The sequence below is a fragment of the Clostridium sp. AUH-JLR23 genome (genome assembly GCF_964238065.1).
GTDB lineage: Bacteria > Bacillota_I > Bacilli_A > Erysipelotrichales > Coprobacillaceae > Allocoprobacillus > Allocoprobacillus merdigallinarum.
Window position 1 is genome coordinate 23825 of the sequence record NZ_CAXSKY010000003.1, and the last position, 20474, is coordinate 44298.

The 20474-nt window shown below is 30.1% G+C and carries 25 protein-coding genes; 20 read left to right on the forward strand and 5 right to left on the reverse strand.

Going from position 1 to position 20474, the window contains the following annotated elements:
* The first annotated feature begins 143 nt into the window (after window positions 1-143).
* From ACESR5_RS02115 to ACESR5_RS02160, 10 genes are all read left to right on the forward strand, one after another.
* On the forward strand, window positions 144-449 hold the full coding sequence (locus ACESR5_RS02115; protein WP_087296869.1) for a pyrimidine dimer DNA glycosylase/endonuclease V: 306 nt from the start codon (window positions 144-146) through the stop codon (window positions 447-449).
* 168 nt (window positions 450-617) lie between these two features.
* Window positions 618-1274, forward strand: coding sequence for an HAD family hydrolase (locus tag ACESR5_RS02120; protein WP_087936204.1), 657 nt, complete (start codon window positions 618-620; stop codon window positions 1272-1274).
* The gene (locus tag ACESR5_RS02125; RefSeq protein ID WP_087936203.1) at window positions 1264-1437 is read left to right on the forward strand and encodes a GntR family transcriptional regulator; all 174 of its coding nucleotides are present in this window, start codon (window positions 1264-1266) and stop codon (window positions 1435-1437) included. Before ACESR5_RS02120 ends, ACESR5_RS02125 begins: the two co-directional genes overlap by 11 nt.
* A 29-nt stretch (window positions 1438-1466) precedes the next feature.
* Complete coding sequence (locus tag ACESR5_RS02130; RefSeq protein WP_373153997.1) at window positions 1467-2189, forward strand: alpha-amylase family glycosyl hydrolase; 723 nt, start codon at window positions 1467-1469, stop codon at window positions 2187-2189.
* A gap of 195 nt (window positions 2190-2384) precedes the next feature.
* Window positions 2385-3071: an AzlC family ABC transporter permease gene (locus ACESR5_RS02135; protein ID WP_373153999.1), complete on the forward strand. Its 687-nt coding sequence runs from the start codon at window positions 2385-2387 to the stop codon at window positions 3069-3071.
* On the forward strand, window positions 3064-3378 hold the full coding sequence (locus ACESR5_RS02140; protein ID WP_373154001.1) for a branched-chain amino acid transporter permease: 315 nt from the start codon (window positions 3064-3066) through the stop codon (window positions 3376-3378). Before ACESR5_RS02135 ends, ACESR5_RS02140 begins: the two co-directional genes overlap by 8 nt.
* A gap of 33 nt (window positions 3379-3411) precedes the next feature.
* Window positions 3412-4059 carry an SGNH/GDSL hydrolase family protein gene (locus tag ACESR5_RS02145; protein WP_373154002.1) on the forward strand — a complete coding sequence of 216 codons (648 nt, stop codon included), beginning with the start codon at window positions 3412-3414 and terminating at the stop codon, window positions 4057-4059.
* Between the two features lie 15 nt (window positions 4060-4074).
* The gene (locus ACESR5_RS02150) at window positions 4075-4809 is read left to right on the forward strand and encodes an alpha/beta hydrolase family protein (RefSeq protein WP_373154004.1); all 735 of its coding nucleotides are present in this window, start codon (window positions 4075-4077) and stop codon (window positions 4807-4809) included.
* A 107-nt stretch (window positions 4810-4916) separates the two neighbouring features.
* A complete protein-coding gene (gene typA / locus ACESR5_RS02155) occupies window positions 4917-6740 on the forward strand; it encodes a translational GTPase TypA (RefSeq protein WP_087296876.1) in 1824 nt (607 codons plus the stop codon).
* Between the two features lie 373 nt (window positions 6741-7113).
* On the forward strand, window positions 7114-7332 hold the full coding sequence (locus ACESR5_RS02160; protein WP_087244848.1) for a DUF6465 family protein: 219 nt from the start codon (window positions 7114-7116) through the stop codon (window positions 7330-7332).
* Window positions 7333-7409: 77 nt separating this feature from the next.
* Here ACESR5_RS02160 and ACESR5_RS02165 read toward each other — a convergent pair whose 3' ends face one another.
* A complete protein-coding gene (locus ACESR5_RS02165; protein WP_191341486.1) occupies window positions 7410-7949 on the reverse strand; it encodes a nitroreductase family protein in 540 nt (179 codons plus the stop codon).
* A 104-nt stretch (window positions 7950-8053) separates the two neighbouring features.
* On the opposite strand from ACESR5_RS02165, the gene ACESR5_RS02170 reads away from it, so the two are divergent.
* From ACESR5_RS02170 to ACESR5_RS02210, 9 genes are all read left to right on the forward strand, one after another.
* Window positions 8054-9559, forward strand: a complete 1506-nt coding sequence (locus ACESR5_RS02170) for a WG repeat-containing protein (protein WP_373154007.1) — start codon at window positions 8054-8056, stop codon at window positions 9557-9559.
* Between the two features lie 9 nt (window positions 9560-9568).
* Window positions 9569-10621 carry a hypothetical protein gene (locus ACESR5_RS02175; protein ID WP_373154009.1) on the forward strand — a complete coding sequence of 351 codons (1053 nt, stop codon included), beginning with the start codon at window positions 9569-9571 and terminating at the stop codon, window positions 10619-10621.
* A 196-nt stretch (window positions 10622-10817) separates the two neighbouring features.
* Complete coding sequence (locus ACESR5_RS02180; RefSeq protein ID WP_087244851.1) at window positions 10818-11087, forward strand: phosphocarrier protein HPr; 270 nt, start codon at window positions 10818-10820, stop codon at window positions 11085-11087.
* Between the two features lie 132 nt (window positions 11088-11219).
* On the forward strand, window positions 11220-11483 hold the full coding sequence (locus ACESR5_RS02185; protein WP_087244852.1) for an autorepressor SdpR family transcription factor: 264 nt from the start codon (window positions 11220-11222) through the stop codon (window positions 11481-11483).
* Between the two features lie 2 nt (window positions 11484-11485).
* Window positions 11486-12127 (forward strand): SdpI family protein, encoded by a 642-nt coding sequence (locus ACESR5_RS02190; RefSeq protein ID WP_373154011.1) that lies wholly within the window; start codon window positions 11486-11488, stop codon window positions 12125-12127.
* Between the two features lie 70 nt (window positions 12128-12197).
* Window positions 12198-12926 carry an ABC transporter ATP-binding protein gene (locus tag ACESR5_RS02195; protein WP_373154013.1) on the forward strand — a complete coding sequence of 243 codons (729 nt, stop codon included), beginning with the start codon at window positions 12198-12200 and terminating at the stop codon, window positions 12924-12926.
* Entirely contained in the window at window positions 12898-14502 is a 1605-nt protein-coding gene (locus ACESR5_RS02200; RefSeq protein ID WP_373154015.1) for a hypothetical protein, read from the forward strand. The genes ACESR5_RS02195 and ACESR5_RS02200 overlap by 29 nt, the downstream gene beginning before the upstream one ends.
* A gap of 117 nt (window positions 14503-14619) precedes the next feature.
* Complete coding sequence (locus ACESR5_RS02205; protein WP_373154016.1) at window positions 14620-15198, forward strand: GrpB family protein; 579 nt, start codon at window positions 14620-14622, stop codon at window positions 15196-15198.
* Between the two features lie 27 nt (window positions 15199-15225).
* On the forward strand, window positions 15226-15570 hold the full coding sequence (locus ACESR5_RS02210; protein WP_087244858.1) for a SpoVG family protein: 345 nt from the start codon (window positions 15226-15228) through the stop codon (window positions 15568-15570).
* Here ACESR5_RS02210 and ACESR5_RS02215 read toward each other — a convergent pair.
* Both ACESR5_RS02215 and ACESR5_RS02220 read right to left on the reverse strand, forming a co-directional pair.
* Window positions 15565-15819, reverse strand: a complete 255-nt coding sequence (locus ACESR5_RS02215) for a DUF1294 domain-containing protein (RefSeq protein ID WP_087244859.1) — start codon at window positions 15817-15819, stop codon at window positions 15565-15567. The two genes, ACESR5_RS02210 and ACESR5_RS02215, sit on opposite strands and share 6 nt — an antisense overlap.
* A 14-nt stretch (window positions 15820-15833) precedes the next feature.
* On the reverse strand, window positions 15834-16700 hold the full coding sequence (locus ACESR5_RS02220) for a LysR family transcriptional regulator (RefSeq protein WP_191341521.1): 867 nt from the start codon (window positions 16698-16700) through the stop codon (window positions 15834-15836).
* A gap of 113 nt (window positions 16701-16813) precedes the next feature.
* On the opposite strand from ACESR5_RS02220, the gene ACESR5_RS02225 reads away from it, so the two are divergent.
* Entirely contained in the window at window positions 16814-17821 is a 1008-nt protein-coding gene (locus tag ACESR5_RS02225; RefSeq protein WP_373154019.1) for a YeiH family protein, read from the forward strand.
* Between the two features lie 6 nt (window positions 17822-17827).
* Here the strand turns inward: ACESR5_RS02225 and ACESR5_RS02230 are convergent, their stop codons facing one another.
* Window positions 17828-18250: a DUF2871 domain-containing protein gene (locus tag ACESR5_RS02230; protein ID WP_087244862.1), complete on the reverse strand. Its 423-nt coding sequence runs from the start codon at window positions 18248-18250 to the stop codon at window positions 17828-17830.
* A 107-nt stretch (window positions 18251-18357) separates the two neighbouring features.
* Window positions 18358-20472, reverse strand: a complete 2115-nt coding sequence (locus tag ACESR5_RS02235; protein ID WP_373154022.1) for a histidine kinase dimerization/phospho-acceptor domain-containing protein — start codon at window positions 20470-20472, stop codon at window positions 18358-18360.
* Window positions 20473-20474 lie beyond the last annotated feature (2 nt).

Here is a 20474-nt window from a genome sequence, read left to right on the forward strand (position 1 = left end):
TGTCGAAAGACAAATACGATAGTATTGATTCCCCTCAAATCTATCATATATCCCTAAGAAAGAGATGCAACCCCAAAGCATCTCTTTCATTTTTTGGTATATTTTAATTATTTTGACATAATCATATATATGGAGGATTTTATATGAACTTATGTCATCAGGAAGATATACAAAAATTAACGACTCAAGAACTTTTTCAACAACATAATTATATTTGTTATTTAAGGGGAGATGGATGGCAAAAAGAACAACATTATGTTTTTGACTATCCTTATTTATACCTCTATGCTTTTCATATGCATGTCATAAAGGAGATAGAACAAAGAGGTTATAGTGTAGATCCTTTATGGAAAGATTCATGCTTTAGAGGGATTCATCGTGGATATGAAATTTCAATGCTCACGTATGATGATTTGGATATACCAACACATTTATATAAAGAAAATTAAAGAAAAATGAAATGTTCATATCTAATTCATATTGACAAAGTATATTATAGGTGTAAAGATAATAGAATTCATAAAAACTCCCTTTAGAATATGTATTCTAGAAAGAATCAGGTTTCTGATTCTTTTTTCTTTTTCTAAATCATGTATAATAAAGATGGGTGATGAAAAATGAAAAGAGTTCTATTTGATTTAGATGGGACATTGACAGATCCATTTTTAGGTATTACACGTTCTGTAGCGTATAGTTTAAAATCTTTTGGCATTGAAGTTGATGATTTAGAAACATTAAAACCATTTATTGGTCCACCACTGGATGTGTCTTTTAGAGAGTATTATCATATGGATGAAGCACAAAGCTGGAAAGCTGTTGAAAAATATCGTGAATATTTTTCAAAAAAAGGATTATTTGAAAATAAAGTTTATGAGGGTATGGAAGACTTTTTACAATCATTACTGAATATGGATATGAAATTATATGTATGTACCAGTAAGCCTGAAGTGTTTGCAAAAGAGATTCTTGACCATTTCTCTTTAACACCATATTTTACAGGTATTTATGGCGCAACCTTAGATGGAAGTCTTAAAAATAAAGGTGATGTGATTGCTCATTGTATAAAGCAGGAACAGCTCAATATTCAAGACTGTATGATGGTTGGTGATCGTCAACATGATATTGTCGGAGCACATCAAAATCAAATACCTTGTATTGGTGTCTTATATGGTTATGGAAGTTTAGAAGAATTTCAGGAGTATCATTGCGATTATATAGCTAAAGACTTGATAGAATTAAAAAAGATAATAGAGGAATGGAAAGATGTTAAGTAAATATCAACAGATTTATGAAGATTTGAAACAGAAGATTGAAAAAAATGAAATTCAGGCTAATACACTCTTGCCAAGTGAAAATGAACTCATGAATATTTATCAATCATCTCGTGATACCATTCGTAAATCCTTATCCTTACTCCAATTGACTTTCAGAAATTAAAACAATTATTAAACGATTGGCAATTAGGTATGCAAAATGGGAATGGCTGGAATGCTGTATTTTGGTGCTGCCATGATCAGCCACGTGTTTTATCACGTTTTGGAGATGACAAGAATTATCCAAAAGAATCTGCCAAAATGCTAGCCACAACAATCCATATGCTAAGAGGAACACCTTATATTTATCAGGGTGAAGAAATAGGAATGACTAATGCCTATTTTACAGATATTCATCAATATCGTGATGTTGAAAGCTTAAATGCCTATCAGATTCTTAAAGATAAAGGTGTACTAGAAAAAGAGATTTATCAGATTCTATTGAGTAAATCAAGAGATAATGCACGTACACCTATGCAATGGAATGATCAGGCATATGCAGGATTTAGTGATGTGGAATCATGGATAGAACCGATTTATAATTATAAAGATATTAATGTAGAAAAAAATCTAGAAGATCAAGATTCAGTTTTCTATTATTATCAAAAATTAATTCAATTAAGAAAACAATACCAAGTCATTAGTTTAGGAACATATGAACCACTACTATCAGATCATCCAACACTATATGCCTATAAACGCCAATATCAAGATCAGGAAATCATTGTTTATAATCATTTCTATGGTGATCAGACAACATCTATAAGCATAGATGCAATTCAATATGATATTCTGTTATCAAATGTCAATCGCCAGATATTAGAAAATGAAATGATGTTAAAACCATATGAGTCACTTGTACTGATAAAAAAATAGATCATTATATAAATAAAAACATAACATCATTGATTGTTTATATGGGATACATAATTGATATTATGTATCTTTTTTTATGGAAATAACAAAAATAATGATATATTTTCTATTTTTCTGTATTGAAATGTATATTCATGTTTCACAAAACACATAAATAATGTTAAAATATTATCCATATAGATTTGAGGTGAAATCATGAAAAAAACAATGCGAGAAGCTTTTATTGCTTCCATACCAGTCATGATGGGATATATTGTATTGGGGATGGCATTTGGTATGTTACTAGAAAGTGAAGGATATTCTTTTTTATATGCATTAGCTATGAGTGTGTTTATTTATGCTGGAAGTATGCAGTTTGTCGCAATCAATCTTTTAACATCAGGGGCAACTGTTATTAATACAATAATTATGACATTATTGATTAATGCCAGACATCTGGTTTATGGTCTATCCATGATTAAAAAGTTTGAAGATATGGGGAAACTCAAACCCTATATGATTTTTTCTTTGACTGATGAAACCTATTCATTATTGGTCAGTGCTAAAACTCCAAAGGGATGCAGTCAAAAATATTATCTTTTTTTTATTTCTTTATTTGATCAATGTTATTGGATATTAGGAAGTTTAGCAGGAAGTATTATAGGCTCATTATTAACAATCAACACAACAGGTTTAGACTTTGCAATGACAGCTTTATTTATTGTGATTGTCTTAGATCAATATTTAACGACAGATAAACATCTTTATACATATATTGGTTTTGGAATCAGTATTGCCTGTTTAGTGATTTTTGGAAGTGAAGCTTTTATTATTCCTTCAATGATTGGGATTATTTTAAGTTTGATTTATGTTTATCAAAAAGGAGGAAAGGAAAATGCATGAAATCATATTGATTAGTGTTATGGCTTGTATAACCTTTTTAACCAGAGTTTTGCCTTTCTTCATCTTTAAAAATAAATCTTATCCCATTATTGAATATCTTGGAGATGTATTGCCTTATGCCATTATGGCAATGCTTGTGGTTTATTGTTTAAGAAGCGTTGATTTATTCAGTGGAAATCATGGAATATGTGAGATAATTGGGGTTGGGAGCGTTATTCTTTTACATCTTATAAAACGTAATACATTGTTATCTATTATTGGTGGAACTGTGATTTACATGTTATGTGTTCAAATTATTTTCATATAACATATGTTATAATGAAAATGAGGTGAAGATTGTATGCGTCAAAATATGAGATTTGATACAAATATTTATCAGTTAAGAGAGTCTGTTTTAAAAAGAATGATACAGATTATTCAACAACAAAGATATATAGAAGAAAACAGTATTGTTTTTTATGGAGATTCCATCATTGAATATTATGATGTTGAACATATTTTTAGACATTTAGGACCAGTCTATAATTGTGGAATTGGTGGTATAACATCTGATATGTTGCTTCATTTTGTAGATGAAGGGGTTATCAAATATCATCCAAGCCAAGTCTTTATTTTAGTAGGAACAAATGATTTAGGAAATACGGTGATGGCGAGTCCAAGAGATATTGCTTTAAATATTAAAGAAATGGTAGAAATCATTCATTATAATTTACCAGAATGTCAAATTCATTTGTTGAGCCCAATACCGTGTATTGAAAAGGTTCATGGTTATCAGGCTATGCATCAAGGTTTAAGAAGTCATGATATTTTACAGATGATCATGCAGGAATATAAACGTATGATACCTTATGACTATGTTCACTTTATAGATATTTATCAGTCTTTATATCAAGATAATGTTTTAAGAGAAGATGTTTTTATTGATGGTTTACATATTAACGAAGATGGTTATGCTTTATTGACAGAGGCGATTTTCAATCAATTATAAGGGGGGGATAAAGACATGCAAGAATATTATGAAATCAAGACAAATCAAGGAGTTATGCGTGGATACTTTCATAAACCTGATGGAAATCAATATCCAGTATGTATTATTTTTCATGGCTTTACAGGTCAAAATACAGGAACAAAATTTTCTTATGTACAATTATCAAGAATGCTGGAAAAACAAAATATTGGAACCATTCGTATGGATTTTTTAGGTAGTGGACAATCTGATTTGGATTTTAAAGATATGACTTTTCAAAATGAATTAGATTCAGCTATCAAAATCTTAGAGGAAGTCAAACAGATGGATTGTGTGACAGATATTTATTTGCTTGGTCATTCTATGGGTGGAGCTATCGCAAGTGAGGTTGCTAAAATGTATCCTCAAGATATTTCTAAAATGTGTTTATGGGCACCTGCATTCAATCTTCCTGAAGCGATTGAATATTTAAAAGGGCATGTTGAAGAAGCTCCTTATTATGATCATAGTGGTTTTGAAATCTCTCATGAATTTGTTGAAGATATAACATCGAGAGATTTATATCAGAATTTAGATACTTATCAAAATGATCTTATGATAATTCATGGAACTGAAGATACAACAGTTCCTTATGCGATATCTCAGAAATATTTAAAAGGTTTTGTCAATCCAGTTTTTCATTCAATAGAAGGTGCGACACACAATTATGATAATTTAGAACATATTCGTCAGGTGATTCAACTGACATATGATTTTTTCATACAGGGCTAAACTCCCTGTATTTTTCATGATAAATTCAATAAAGAGTCAAGCTTTTTGTATTGTCTTTTCAATGAATTGTGTTATAATCAAAAAGGCAAAAAGGAGGAGTGAAAAACATGAATAACATTAGAAATATAGCAATTATTGCTCACGTTGACCATGGAAAAACAACTCTTGTTGATCAGTTATTAAAATTATCTGGAACATTAAAGGATAATGAACAGATTGCTGAAAGAGCAATGGATTCAAATGCCATTGAAAGAGAACGTGGAATTACTATTTTAGCTAAAAATACTGCTATTAATTATAAAGATTATCGTATTAATATTATGGATACACCTGGTCATGCTGACTTTGGTGGTGAAGTAGAACGTATCATGAATATGGTTGATGGTGTTTTATTGGTTGTTGATGCTTATGAAGGAACAATGCCACAAACACGTTTTGTATTAAAGAAGGCTCTAGAAGCTAAAGTGAAACCAATTGTCGTGATTAATAAAGTCGATCGTCCAGTTGTTCGTATTCATGAAGTTATGGATGAAGTTTTAGAATTATTTATGGAATTAGGTGCTGATGATAATCAGTTAGATTTCCCAACTGTCTTTGTTTCAGCTTTAATGGGAACATCAAGCTTAGATCCTGATATTGCAACTCAGGTTCCTAATATGGATTGTTTATTTGATATGATTATCAATGAAATTCCAGCTCCATTAGTAGATGAAGAAGGTGGATTACAGTTCCAGCCTGCTTTACTTGACTATAATGAATATGTAGGACGTATTGGTATTGGACGTATTCAAAGAGGAAAAGTTAAAGTTAATGAAACTGTTGTTTGTTTACGAGCAGATGGAACAAAAACACAATTTAGAGTTCAAAAATTATTTGGCTTTTTAGGATTACATAGAATTGAAATTGAAGAAGCTAGTGCTGGGGACATTGTTGCTATTGCGGGACTTGCGGATATTGGTGTTGGTGAAACTGTCTGTACAATGGGACATGAAGAACCTTTACCATTATTACGTATTGATGAACCAACAATTCAAATGGTTTTTGGTACAAATACTTCACCATTTGCAGGTAAAGAAGGTAAGTTTGTTACAGCAAGTAAAGTAGAAGAAAGATTATTTAAAGAAACAAATAGAGATGTCTCTTTAAAGATTGAAAGAGTGCCAAATGCTGAAGAATGGATTGTTTCAGGACGTGGAGAATTACATTTATCTATTTTAATTGAAAATATGCGTCGTGAAGGATTTGAATTACAGGTTTCTAAACCAAAAGTTATTATTAAAGAAATTGATGGTGTTAAATGTGAACCTTATGAAGAAGTCTTTATTGAAGCACCAGATGAATGTATTGGAAGTATTATTGAATCTTTAGGATTTAGACGTGGAACATTAGAAAATATGGAATCTGATAACGGTATGACAAAAGTGCATTATATCATTCCATCACGTGGTTTAATTGGATTCATGACAAACTTTTTAACAATGACAAAAGGATATGGAATTATCAATCATTCATTCTTAGATTATCGCCCAATGGAAGGAGATACTGTTGGAGAAAGACAGTTAGGAGTTCTTGTTTCTATTGATACAGGACAAACAACAGCTTATGCCCTTGGCGGTGTTGAAGATCGTGGAGTTATGTTTGTTGGTCCAGGTGTAGAAGTTTATGAAGGTATGATTGTGGGTGAACATAGCCGTGATAATGATTTGGTTGTCAATGTCACAAAAGGAAAACAATTAACAAATACACGTTCTTCTACAAAAGATTCAACTGTTGTTTTAAAGAAACCAAGAGTTTTCAACCTAGAAGCTTGTTTAGATTATATTAATGATGATGAACTTGTAGAAGTGACACCAAAGAATATTCGTTTAAGAAAACGTTTATTAACTGAAAATGAAAGAAGAAAAGCTTATACGAAAAAAATGAATGGATAATGAAAGGGTTCTTACTTGAATGGACAAGTAAGAATCTTTTTTCATGTAAAATAAAAGAGAAAAATTGTGATATAGTAGTTGAAAACATGGCTGATAAGGTAAATTGTTAAAGGGATTGATCAAGATTTATCAATCAAAGAAATGATAAATCCGATTATTTTAAAGATTAGATAAATTGATAAAATATGTTTTTTGTATTAAAAATTTGATAATATTTTTGAGAATATGATATAAAAAATATGAGAAAATCATAAAAAATTCAATAAAAATTTGAGTATTTCTTAAAAAAGTGGTATATTGTTGGAGGTAAATGAAGTAATTTATTGAAATGTAAAACGCTTTCATTTATAATATGAATTAAGGAGGGGACGCAGTGAAAATTAAATTACAAGTACAATTTCATAATAAAAATGTTGAAACAACATCTATTGAGAAGTTAGTAAAAGAGGATGTTAAATCAAAAGGTGTTAAAATGACAACTATTGATACATTAGAGGTTTATTATAAACCAGAAGATTCTTCTGTATATTATGTTGCGACAACAAAAACTGGTGAAGTCGTTGGTAATGACCAACCATTATACATCGGTTAATCTTAATATTACAAACATATACCCAAATAAAGAGGCTAAACGTTATACGTTATAGCCTCTTTATTTAAGATCAATGATTATCTAACGATATGAATTCGACTTTCTTTCTTTTCTTTTGTAGCACCTTCTTGATTGACGTATCCAATAGCTGCACAACCAACAACTTGATGATTAGGAGGAATACCAAGTTTATTTAAGACATTTCTCACTTCATCAACATTTTGTGTATCACGTAATTGATTAATCCAGCATGATCCGATATTTAAGCTTGCTGCGGCTAAAAAGATATTTTCTAATATACAGCTTCCATCTTCTACTCGTCTTGAATCATATTCAGGACCACTGACGATACATAAGACAGGAGCATGATAAGAAAAATGATAAGAATCAGGTTTCTTTTCACCACGTTCTTCACTTACTTTTTTAATAGCATTTGTTAATTCATCAATATAAGCCAAATTGGTAATGGCATAGATTTCACATAATTGTCTATTCATAGCACTAGGTGCTTGAATTCCAGCTTTTAAAATAGCTTGAAGTTCTTCTTCTTTAATCATTTGATTTTGATAACTGCGACAACTTTTTCTTTTTGCGATTGTTTGTAATGTTTCATTCATTTCATATCACCCCTTGTTTTCTATTATAGTCTGATTGTTTGAAAAAACAATGCTAAAAAGTATATTTTATGGTATACTAGGGGCAACTAAAGGAGGATTGAACGATGAAAAAAATATTCGTTGGGCTCATAACACTTTTATTATTGGTGGGATGTAGTCAAAATCAAAAACTAAACTACTTTATGTTAACAAATGATAAAGAATTAAGCGCTTTATATAATTCTGAAGGTGAACAAATAACAGAATATCAATACCAATCATTTGAACGCGTTGGGAACTTAGGATATATTGTCACTAATAGTCAAAAACAAGTGGGATTGATTTCATTGGATGGTGATGAAATGATCCCAATGGGTGAATATGAAACGCTAGAAAGTGTAGATCAGATGTTTTTTGCGACTAAAAAAGAAGAAAAGAAAAAAGATGATCAAAAACAAGATAATCAAAAACAAGAAGAAACTTCTCAAAATCAATTGGTTAAAGATAATCTTTATGTTTTAAATAGTGAAGGCGAAATCTTGTATCAGGCCAATGACAAAACAAGTATTATGAAAACTGGTTTACCAGTGATTTATCAGGATAAAGAATATATTGTTTTATATCAAAATGGTGAAGAACTTTATAGAGGAAAAGATGCTGTGACATATGTTTCACAATATCAAAATGGAAAATCTATGGTTGTTGGATTTAAAGATAAGAATCACTTTTATTATGTGACTGGCAATGAAGATGAAGATTTTGATCTTGAAGTAGAAAAAGGAACTTATACATTTTTACTTCAAAATGATGCTGGATGTATCATTAATGATGAGAAGTTAAAAAGTATGATATATATTGATTTTCAAAATCAAAAGGTTTATCAAAACAACATTGCGATTGAAGATGCTTATTTTGATAATAAAGATAATATCATTTTAACTTCTGATGATAAAACATATCTTTATTCTATTGGTGGTGTTCCAACTTTAATTAATACTTATTATTATGATACACAGACATATTTAATACGTGAAGAAAAGGTTTATGGACCACATTATATATATAAAGATGGAAAGTCAAAAGGAACACTTGAAAATTGTCAATTATATCCTAATGTGCAGGAATTAAATTTTGAAATGTATCCAGTTTATGTACAAGAAAAAGGATATGTCTATTATAATTTTGACAATAAGCAGGTGTTTGACCAAACATATCTTGAAGCGAATCCATTTGATGCTTGTGGTAGAGCTATTGTGAAAATTGATGATCAAGGTTATTCATTAATCGACGATAAAGGTGAAAAATTGACAGAAAAAGCATATTATCGTATGGAGTACATAGGCAGTTCATATTATGCGGTTTATAATGAAAATGGTATGTATGGTATTATTGATATAACAGGAAAAGAAGTTTTCCCTGTTGAATATACATCTTTACCAGAAACACCTTTAATTGAATATAATGATGAAAATTATTTGTTATTGAATAAAAATGGAAGAAGTTATGTCTATAGTATAGATGATGATATGGAAGAATTGTTTTCTATTGAAGGAGATTTAACATTCCATAATGAGGGATATTTTTCAGACGGATATCATTATTATACAATTGAGGGAGAAAGTATAGAATAAGGAGTTTATATGGAATATTTAATGATATTATTATTAATTTTTATAGCAGTGTTATTTTTAATGCAGGTCGTCTTTTTTGAAATAACAAAAAGTAAAATGGAAAAGATGAACAATATAAACTGGTTTTTATCTTTAGATAAACCATTTAATTATAATCGTGTTGGATATATGGTCTTTCTTTGCTTTATCTGTTATTTGATTTCATCACCAGCACCACTGTTTAGTCTAGAGTGGTTTATTTACTTTGCCTTGTTTTTAGCAATGGGTATTGTTGCTGATGCAGTTGTTCAATATGCTATTTTGATATATAGTAAAAAAAGATGTCGTAGACAAATTGAAGATGCGCATTTATTACAAGATGAATTACAACATTTTACGCCAAATACTGATTTTGAAAAAGATTATACATTAACACCTCAAAATTATGATGAAACTTCGATTTTAAGACAATATATGACACCTGAAGATCATTTGGCTGTCATGAGTGTGGATTCAGGAAAGTTTGCGAGTCAATTTAAAGATGATACGGAAGCGATGTTTGTTGTTGAGCCTTATACGGATACACAAAGAGTACAGAGTCAGTTTGAAGATGATTCATCAGTCAAAGTCACAACATTGACACCAACTGGGAAAATGCCTTTTAAAGATGAAAAAATAGATATTATTATGTGCCAGGAATGTAATTATGATAAAAATGAAATCCAAAGAGTTTTGAAAAAAGGTGGATATTTCATTGTCAATCAGCATGGAACAGAGAATTTAAAAGAATTTGTTCGTTTATATATGCCTTTCCAAATGAAAGGAAAGTGGGATGCTGAAAGCTGTGCACAGACTTTAGAAAGTATTGGTATGCGTATTGTTGATAAATTTGAAGATTATGGAACAATTCGTTTTCATAGTATTCAGTCATTATATCAATATTTTACAAAAGTGTCACCAGACTTTGCGAATGTCAATAGATATCAGGTTTTCTATTTACAGGCCTTAAAAGAAATGAAAGATCATTCATATTTTGAAATGACAACACATCAATTTTTGGTTGTAGCACAAAAAACTTTTTAGGAGAATTTTGAGTCAATTCTCCTTTTTATATGAAGTTTTATTCATTATATCAATGCTTTTTGGAATAGAAAAAAAGAGTTAAAATACTTGACAAAAAAATATTATGAAAGCGTATTAAAAACTTTTGAAAATGTATGGAAAAGTAATTGAAATGTGTTATAATAAGACTATAAATTATTAAGGAGGAGTCAATAAGATGGCAGAAAAATTATCTTTTGTAGTTTCAGATCCAGTTGGATTACATGCTAGACCTGCAACTATCTTAGTCAACCAAGCTAGCAAATTTACTAGCAATATCAAATTATGTTACAATGGTAAAGAAGTTAATTTGAAGTCAATTATGGGTGTTATGTCTTTAGGTGTTCCTACTAAAGCTACTGTAGAAATCGTAGCTGAAGGTGAAGATGAAAAAGACGTAATCGCATCAATTGCTAAAGTTATTAAAGAACAAAAAGTTGCTGAATAATATAAGGCTTCAAATACATGGAACTATACATTTTGTATAGTTCTTTTTTCTTTTGTTTGACAATAGAAAGCAAAGTGATAAAATATATTTAGATATTTAGATAAATATCTAAATATTAAAGGAGGGAGAGATATGGGTGATGCATTTAAAGCGTTAAGTGATCCAACGAGAAGAAGAATCTTAGAGTTGTTACAGGATAGACCTTTAAATGCTGGAGAAATTGCAGATTGTTTTCAAATGACGAAACCATCTATATCACATCATTTATCTATTTTGAAATCAAGTGGTTTGATCATTGATGAAAGACAGGGGCAGAATATTGTTTATAGTATTGATATGTCTGTTTTTCAAGAAGTAATGAAGTGGTTTATGAATTTTATTGATATGGGGGAATGAAAATGAAAGTGAGAGCTTTTGATTGGATTTTATGGTTAGTCACAATTCTTTTGTGTGCAGGTATTTTTATGATGCCTCATGTTGTTCCTATACATTGGAATGGACAATGGGAGATTGATGGATATGGAAGTCGTTATTGGGTTTTCCTTTTAGCTTTTTTACCAATATTTGTTTATTATGGCATGTCACTTACAAAGCATATTGATCCTAAAAGAATGAATTTAGAAAAAAGACAGAAAACATATCGTATTTTTCAGTGTGGATTAACAGTTTTCTTTATTATTTTGGCTATCTTTTTTGAATATATGATTTTTAATCCACAGGGGGATATTGAGATTTTTATATGGTTGATGATGTCGTTATTATTGATAGGAATGGGAAATTATTTGCCAAAAGTTCCACAAAATTATTTCTTTGGCATCAAAACACCATGGACACTAGCAAGTGAATATGTCTGGAAAAAGACACATAAAATTAGTGGATATTGTTTTGTGATGATTGGATTAATAAATGGTATAAGTGCATTAATTCATTTTTCGTACACTTATCTGATATTGATGATTGGTATTATAGGTATGACTGTATTTATTTATGTGTATTCTTATTTTTTATTTAGAAAATGTAGTCAAAAGATTGACGATTAAATATTAAAGATATAAAATATATAATATAAATAATTTTAATAATTATTTATAGAAAGAGAGGATATATAAGATGTTAAAGATTGAACATTTAACAAAGAAATATGATCAATATAAAGCTGTTAATGATTTATCATTGCATATTGAAAGAGGACATATTTATGGCTTTATTGGTCATAATGGGGCAGGAAAAACAACAACATTGAAAGCTGTTGCTGGTATTATGCCTTTTGATGAAGGGGAAATCATTATTAATGGAAAATCAATGAAAAGTCATGCTTTAGAATGTAAGCAAATCATGGCTTATATACCAGATAATCCAGATTTGTATGAATATCTCACAGGAATTCAATATTTAAATTTTGTGGCAGATGTTTATCAGGTATCAAAAACACAAAGAGAAGAACGTATATCAAAATATGCTGATTTATTTGAATTAACAAGTGATCTGGCTCAACCTATTAGTGCTTATTCACACGGGATGAAACAAAAGTTAGCGATTATTTCAGCTTTTATACATCAACCACAATTAATTTTAATGGATGAACCTTTTGTTGGATTGGATCCAAAAGCATCACATTTATTAAAACAAATCATGCGTGATCATTGTGATCGTGGTGGTGCCATTTTCTTTTCAACACATGTTTTGGAAGTGGCTGAAAAGTTATGTGATCGTATTGCGATTATTAAACAAGGAAAATTGATTGTCAGTGGAAAGACTCAAGATGTAATTGGTGATGAATCACTTGAAGATGTTTTCTTAGAGTTGGAGGATGATGACAATGTTAATGGCGCTCATTAAGATTAGATTGCAGGGTATTTTATTAAGACAAACAAAAAGTTCTAAGAAAAAAGGGAACAGTATTGGAAAGCTGATATTATTTGGTTTATTGTTTGCTTATGTAGGTGTTGTCTTTATTGGCATGTTTGGGATGTTGTTTTATTCTTTGATTGAACCATTTTCAATGATGGGGATTGAATGGTTATACTTTGCTTTAATGGCATTATTCATTATTTTGCTTTGCTTTATAGGAAGTATTTTCTTAACACATCATGAAATTTATGAAGCTAAAGATAATGAATTGTTGTTGGCTATGCCTATTAAAAATAGTGATATTTTATTGAGTCGTGTGTTTACAATTTTGATTTTAAATTATGTCTATGAGTCTTTGATTGCGATACCAGCTTTCTATGTTTATATCACTAATGTCGGTATGACGATGATTGAAATCTTTATGTTTATTATTGTTGTTTTGACACTGCCATTGTTTGTTTTAGCGTTATCTTGTTTATTTAGCTGGATTTTAGCTCATGTGCTTGTCAAAATTCATCGCTTCAAAACGGTTATTTCTATTGTATTATTTGTAGGTTTCTTTGGTTTATATATGTATGTTGTGAACTCTTTACAGACATATCTTGTATGGCTTGTTGAAAATGGAAAAACGATTGCTCAAGCGATTGAGAGTACCGTCTTCCCACTTTATCATTTAAGTATTGCATTGACAGATGGTAATGTGATAAGTTTTGTGATTTACTTGTTATGTGCCGTTTTACCATTTGTTTTGGTTATTTACTTATTGTCAGTTAACTTTACAAAGATGGCAACTTCAAAACCTAAGATGAAAAAAGTTATTTATAAAGCAAAACCAATGAAACAAAATACAATGTTTAAAGCTCTTGTCATCAGAGAAATCAAACATTTTACTTCTAATGCGATGGTGATGTTGAATGGAGCAATGGGTATTATTCTTTGTATCATCGCTGCGGGAGCTGTCTTGATTTATCAAGATGAAATTCAAATGATTGCTTCTATTCCTCAGATTCAAGAATATATGACTCCAGTGTTATGTTTAATGGTTATTGCTGTATCATCATTAAATATGATCAGTGCATCCTCTATTTCTTTAGAAGGAGATCGTTTCTGGATTATTAAATCACTCCCTATAACAACACAGGATATTTTAAATTCAAAATTAGCTATGCATGCTTTCTTATGTATTCCCGGTGGTTTAATTCTTTCTGTCGCTTTGATTTATGTGACAGGTATTGGAATGATTGATAGCTTACTTGTCTTGGTTGTTCCTATCTTATTTACACTATTGATTGATTTCTTAGGATTATTACTCAATTTATGGAAGCCTAAGTTTGACTGGGTTAATGAAACAGTCTGTGTGAAACAGAGTTTACCTGTTGTTTTAACGATGTTTATTTCAATGGGGGTTGCGATTGTTATCGCAATGGTTTATGGATTATGGTTGATCAATCTTATGTCTGTGTCTATGTATATGTATAGTGTGATTATTGTGATGGTTCTATTAGACATTATTCTTTATTATATGATTCATACATGGGGTGTTCAACAGTTTGATAGTATTTAGAGTTTTTAAAAATAAGATTCGAGATTGAATCTTATTTTTATTTAGCTTGAATCCATGTATAATATGATTAGGATTTATAAGAAGTTCATTGATATGTTGAAAGGAGGTTGATGTTATATGGTGAAATTAAGCGATGAATATATTCAAAAAGTGATTGTCAATGGTAATGTTGAGCATAATCAGACCATTCAATTAAACCCATATGATGAAAAATGGCCTGCTTTATTTGAAAGAGAGAAGGAAAGAATTTTAAAAATATTAAAAGATAAAGCTTTGATGATTGAACATATAGGTTCAACATCTGTGCCAGGATTAATGGCTAAGCCTATTATTGATATTTTACTTGTTGTTGAAGATGCAGGCAAAGAAGAAGATTATATGGATGATTTATGTCGGCAAGGTTATATTTTAAGAGTGAGGGAACCAAATTTTGAAAATCATCATATGTTTAAAGGACCAGATACTGATATTCATTTACATGTTTTTTCAAAAGGGTCAAAAGAAATTGGAAAGTATCTCTTGTTTAGAAATTATTTACGCTTACACGATGATGCGAGAGAACTTTATGAGAATACAAAAAAAGAGTTAGCAAAGAAAACATGGAAATATGTACAGAACTATGCTGATGCCAAAAGTGAAGTTGTTCAAAAAATTCTCAGTGATGCCATTCAAGAGAACAAGACAAATCAAGAATAAAAAGAAAATACAGAAAGGAAAGATTATATGATAGATACAATAAAAATAACAAAGGTTTATCATGGTGGAAGTTTAAAAGCCTCTGCTACTTTAACAATAGGAGGCGTTCTTGCTTTACATGATATTAAAATTATAGAAAAAGAAAATGGATATTTTATTGCCATGCCAAGTCAGTTAATCAAAGGTGAATATAGAGATATTTATCATCCTATTTCAGCACCTGCTCGCCAAGTCTTTGAAAATCTTCTTTTAAGATGCGTTGAAGATCTGATGCAATCTCAAGAAAGTTCACTCTTTTATCAATGTCAAAATACAAATATTCCATTTCTCGATTTAACTTATGATGATTTTCAAATTGTGAATCAATCATAGATGAAAATGCAGTTTATATATGATTATCATCTGTATGATGACAATCATAGGAATACCCCATACAAAATACCAATGTTTAGTTTTATGATGAAATAGATACATCCCTAGCCATACGCCTAAGCTGCCACCGATAATGGCAACTGTAAAAAGTGCTTTTTCACTTATACGATATAAGTGATGCTTGGCTTTGGATTTATCTATTTTCATTATTATAAAGCCAATACAATTGATAATAAGGAAATAAATCATAGAAAACTCCTTTCTCATTCTGTCATCATATGAAATAATTGCTGATACTCATCTTTATGAATATGTGATTTGAGATAAATGAAGTGCATAGGACGAGAAATATGAAAGTTTTCAATCTGTAATTCAATTAATTGTTGATTTTGTATTTCCTCTTTCACAACGCCAGCATATAAAAAAGTAACTGCCTGACTGTCCATAAGCAATGTTTTTATCATAGATAAACTACCCACTTCAATAAAATGTGAAAAACGTGAAAGAGGATAGATTGTCTGTTGTAAATAATTTTCTAGGATATCTCTTGTTCCTGAACCTTTTTCTCTAATGAGTAATGGATATGCAAAAAGCTGTTCAAATGTTATTTTTTGATGAGCTAAAGGATGATGAATACTTGCAACAGCAATAAATCTTTCCTGTTTTAATAAATGATAATCAAATAATTGTGTATCAAACTGTCCTTCTACAAAAGCACATTCAACTTCACCATTAATGAGTTTTTGAATTAAAGTATGCGTATTAGCGACAACAATTTCACATGGACGAGAAGTTTGAATGAATTTTTTCGCAATCATATGAGGAATATAATAATCGGCAATGGATAGTGTTGAGCCAATAGTTAAAGGTGGATAAGCTGTTTGGAGCTGTTTTTGAAAAAGATCTTCATTATGAATCTGTGTTTTGGCATAGTGATATAAAAGTTCACCCATTTTGGTGAGATGGAAAGATTTATGAGTGCTATCAATAAACTTTTGTTGATAATGTTCTTCCAGAGCTTTGATATGTTGTGTAACGGCAGGCTGAGTAATATGTAAATTTTTAGCTGCCTGAGTATAGTTTTGACATTCAACAACTTCTACAAATGTTCTCATTTTGTCATCTATCATGAAATCACCTCATCTTCATTATAATATATTGTTATAATAAATAAAATATCATAATTTTTATTTATATGAAAATTGTGGTAATATAACCCTGGTTGATAAGGGGAGATGACAAAGTGAATAAAATCAAAGATATATTACCAGGATTTATAGTTTGTCTGGCTATTGGACTTATAGCTCAGCAGATTGCGAAGTTTTTTCCAAGTATTGGTGCTGCACTTTTTGCGATTGGGATTGGAATGCTTGCAGGCAATACATTTTTAAATAAAGATATTTTTAATGTGGGAACGAAATTTTCAGAAAGTCGTTTATTAGAATATTCTATTGTTTTAACAGGTTTAACATTACAATTAACAGATATTATGGGAATTGGTATACAAGGTGTTGCCTTTATTGCTTTACAAATGATATTGACTATCACTATGTGTTATTTTATTGGAAGAAGATTAAAATTCACAAAGAAATTTTCATTGTTAATGTGTGCAGGAAATGCCGTTTGTGGATCTTCAGCCATTGGAACAGTTTCTCCAATTGTGGAAGCTGACAGTAAAGATAAAGGTATTTCAATTACAATTGTGAATGTAACGGGAACAATTTTGATGGTTGTCTTACCTATTTTAACAAGCTTATTATATCATCATGAAACACTTCAGACTTCAGCGATGATTGGTGGAACACTGCAATCAATTGGACAGGTCATTGCATCAGCATCACTTGTGAATCAGGAGGTTGTGGAATTTGCGACAATCTTTAAGATTGTCAGAATCATTTTTGTGGTTGTCGTTGCTTTAACATATGCCAAGATGAATCTTGATGAAAATCAGCCATTGTTTGCTAAAAAGGAAGGAGTAGCAGCTAAGGTTAAAGCCAAAGTTCCATGGTTTGTTATTGGATTCTTTATTTTTAGTATTATCAATAGTACAGGTATTTTACCAGCCATCATTTCTACATCAGCAAAAATGGTAAGTTCTCAATTTGAGATTATTGCTTTAGCAGCCATAGGGATGCGTGTTAAATTTGCTGATCTTATTAAAGAAGGACCTAAAGCTATGTTATATGGATGTTTAACAGGAACATCACAAATCATCTTTGCATTCATTTTGATTGCTTTATTGTTTTCATAAAAAAATCTATTCGGCTTGAATAGATTTTTTTCGTAGAATGATAAAGAATAAAACAAAAGATATAGCTAAAAGTATATGTGAGATTCCAGCGATACCAGAAATCATCGCATTCATTGCAGTTGATAATTGAATATTCAAGACTTGAACAATTCCTCTTGTCATCAACATGATAATAAAAAATGGTAAAGCTATGTTATATAAAATGAAGAATTTCTTAAATAATGAGCTTTCTAATATATCTTTATCATTTTTAATAAAGAGTGCCAACAACAAGAAAACAAAGACACCCAAAATAAATAAATGCGTATGTGTAACACTTAATGTTGTTTTTCCTGTGAATTGATTGAATTTAGTCAATTCTCTATAAAAAACACCCGCCACAAGAGCTGCTATCATATAAATCATTGAAACATTTATTAATTTTTTCATTGAATGAACCTCCCCATTCTATTCTTTGGATATCTTAATGCGTAGAGAGAATCTTGTCAATGAATATGCAAATAAAAAGAAGTTTTCAAATCGAAAACTTCTTTGTTTTATGAACACTTAGGGAAGATGACAATAGTCTTAAATAAATCACCGTCTAGCTCTACTTTGAATTGCCCACCTTGTATTTCAGTAAAGCTCTTGACAATGGCTAGTCCTAAACCAGAACCATGCGTATTTCTTGATTTATCTCCCTGAACAAATCTTTCTACGATTTCATTTTCATTAAATGTCATTTCTTCTTCAGATATATTTTTAAAGATAATTTCTACATGGTCATCATGATCATGAATATCAATATAAACACGTGTATGTGGTAAAGCATATTTACTAATATTCATAAATAGATTTTCAAAAATACGATAAGTTTTAGAACTATCTAAATGACACATCATCTTGTCTTGGGATGAATTCCATTTCATGGATAAAGATTTCTCATCTAAATTATCCTGACACTCTAATTGAGATTGCTTAATAAGCGAAATGATATCTATATCCACAAGATTTAATTTGACATCTCCACTATTGGCTTTGCTGACTTCAAATAAATCTTCAATTAAATTTTTCAGTCTTAAAGAATTTCTTTCTAAGATATCTAAATAATGTTGACGATCATCACTGCTAAGATTGTTATTCTTTAATAAATCTACATAAGTGATAATAGAAGTTAATGGTGTTTTTAAATCATGAGAAACATTAGAAATCAATTCCGTTTTCATTCTTTGAGATTTGACTTCTTCCTTCACCGCTTTTTCAAACCCATCCTTGATATGAACAAATTCATCTTTTAAAGGATTGAAGATACCAATATCTTGATTAATCTGTACATCAAAATGACCATTAGATAATTGTTGAGTGGCTTTTAATAATGTATGATAATCATTTTGAATATCTTGAAATTTCTTTCTTATTAAAATAAAGATAATAATAGAATAAATCACTGCAAAGAATATACCAAAGACAAAGAATATTGAACATCCTGCTATAATCAAGAGATTGAATAAAACGATTTTTAAGACAGTTTTGTTTAAAGGATCATCTAGATCAAAATCAATGACTTTATTCATAATCTGATAGCCATGAGTTATTAGCCATCCAAGACATGTATTTTCCCAAAAGTATTTTTTGATTCCTTTATGGAAAAGATATTTAATAAAGTAAGCTAAGATGATAAAGAGGAGATAGAAAATAAAGTAATAAGCGATATTGATGGCTGGAGTTAAATAGGGACCAATAGCTTCAATCGCAAATTGCTGGTAAATATATTGGAACTGATCTTGGATAGTACCTGCAATCATAATTGCCGTACCAGCATACATCATAATAGCCAGTGTTCCCCATATGAGTGCCAGAAAGGCAAATTTAATACGCATCACAAAGGATAAGAAACGACTTTGTTCAAGATATTTCATAGGAATACATAATGTGACAATACAACAAACCACAATCGCAGTGAAAATATATGGAAGTGAGTAGAGATATAATTGGCTACGTGATATATTCATCAGATAAGAACCAATTTGACTGGTCATATGCAATTGATCACTAACTGCAAGTGTTATAGTGATATTTTGTAAAGGTTGATAGCGAATCGTGATATCTTCTTGACTATAATCATCATAAAATGTGGTGTTATAAGAGAAGAGAGATTCTAGAGAATAAATATTGATATGCTCATCATTTGTATGGGTAACTTTTGGAACACCTTTGTTATCAAATTCAATTTGCATATACCATTGATATTTGTCTTGTAAATCCTTGTTTTGTGAGATTTGAGAAATGGGATCATTGGTATTAGAGAATTGTTTTTGTGATTGATGATCAGTGATATGGAAGAAAATATCTTCTTTTTGATGGAGTTCATTCACTTTATCTTCTACAGCTGACTGGAAGTCATAATAATAATCTGCATTGGTTTCATCTTGTGAGGATTGATAATAATCATAAATGGAAGCAGATGGATCTTGACTTTCCTTGAGTAGAAAATCAGATGCATAACTGTATTCAATCAGATAAGAAGACATATAATCCGAAATATCACGGCTTTCAAAACTAGATTTTTGAGTAGCTTGATTTATAAAAGGATAACATAAATAAGTTCCTATACTTGTTATTATCAGTGTTACCAAGATAATAATACTTGCGATATGTTTTTTGATTTTCATAG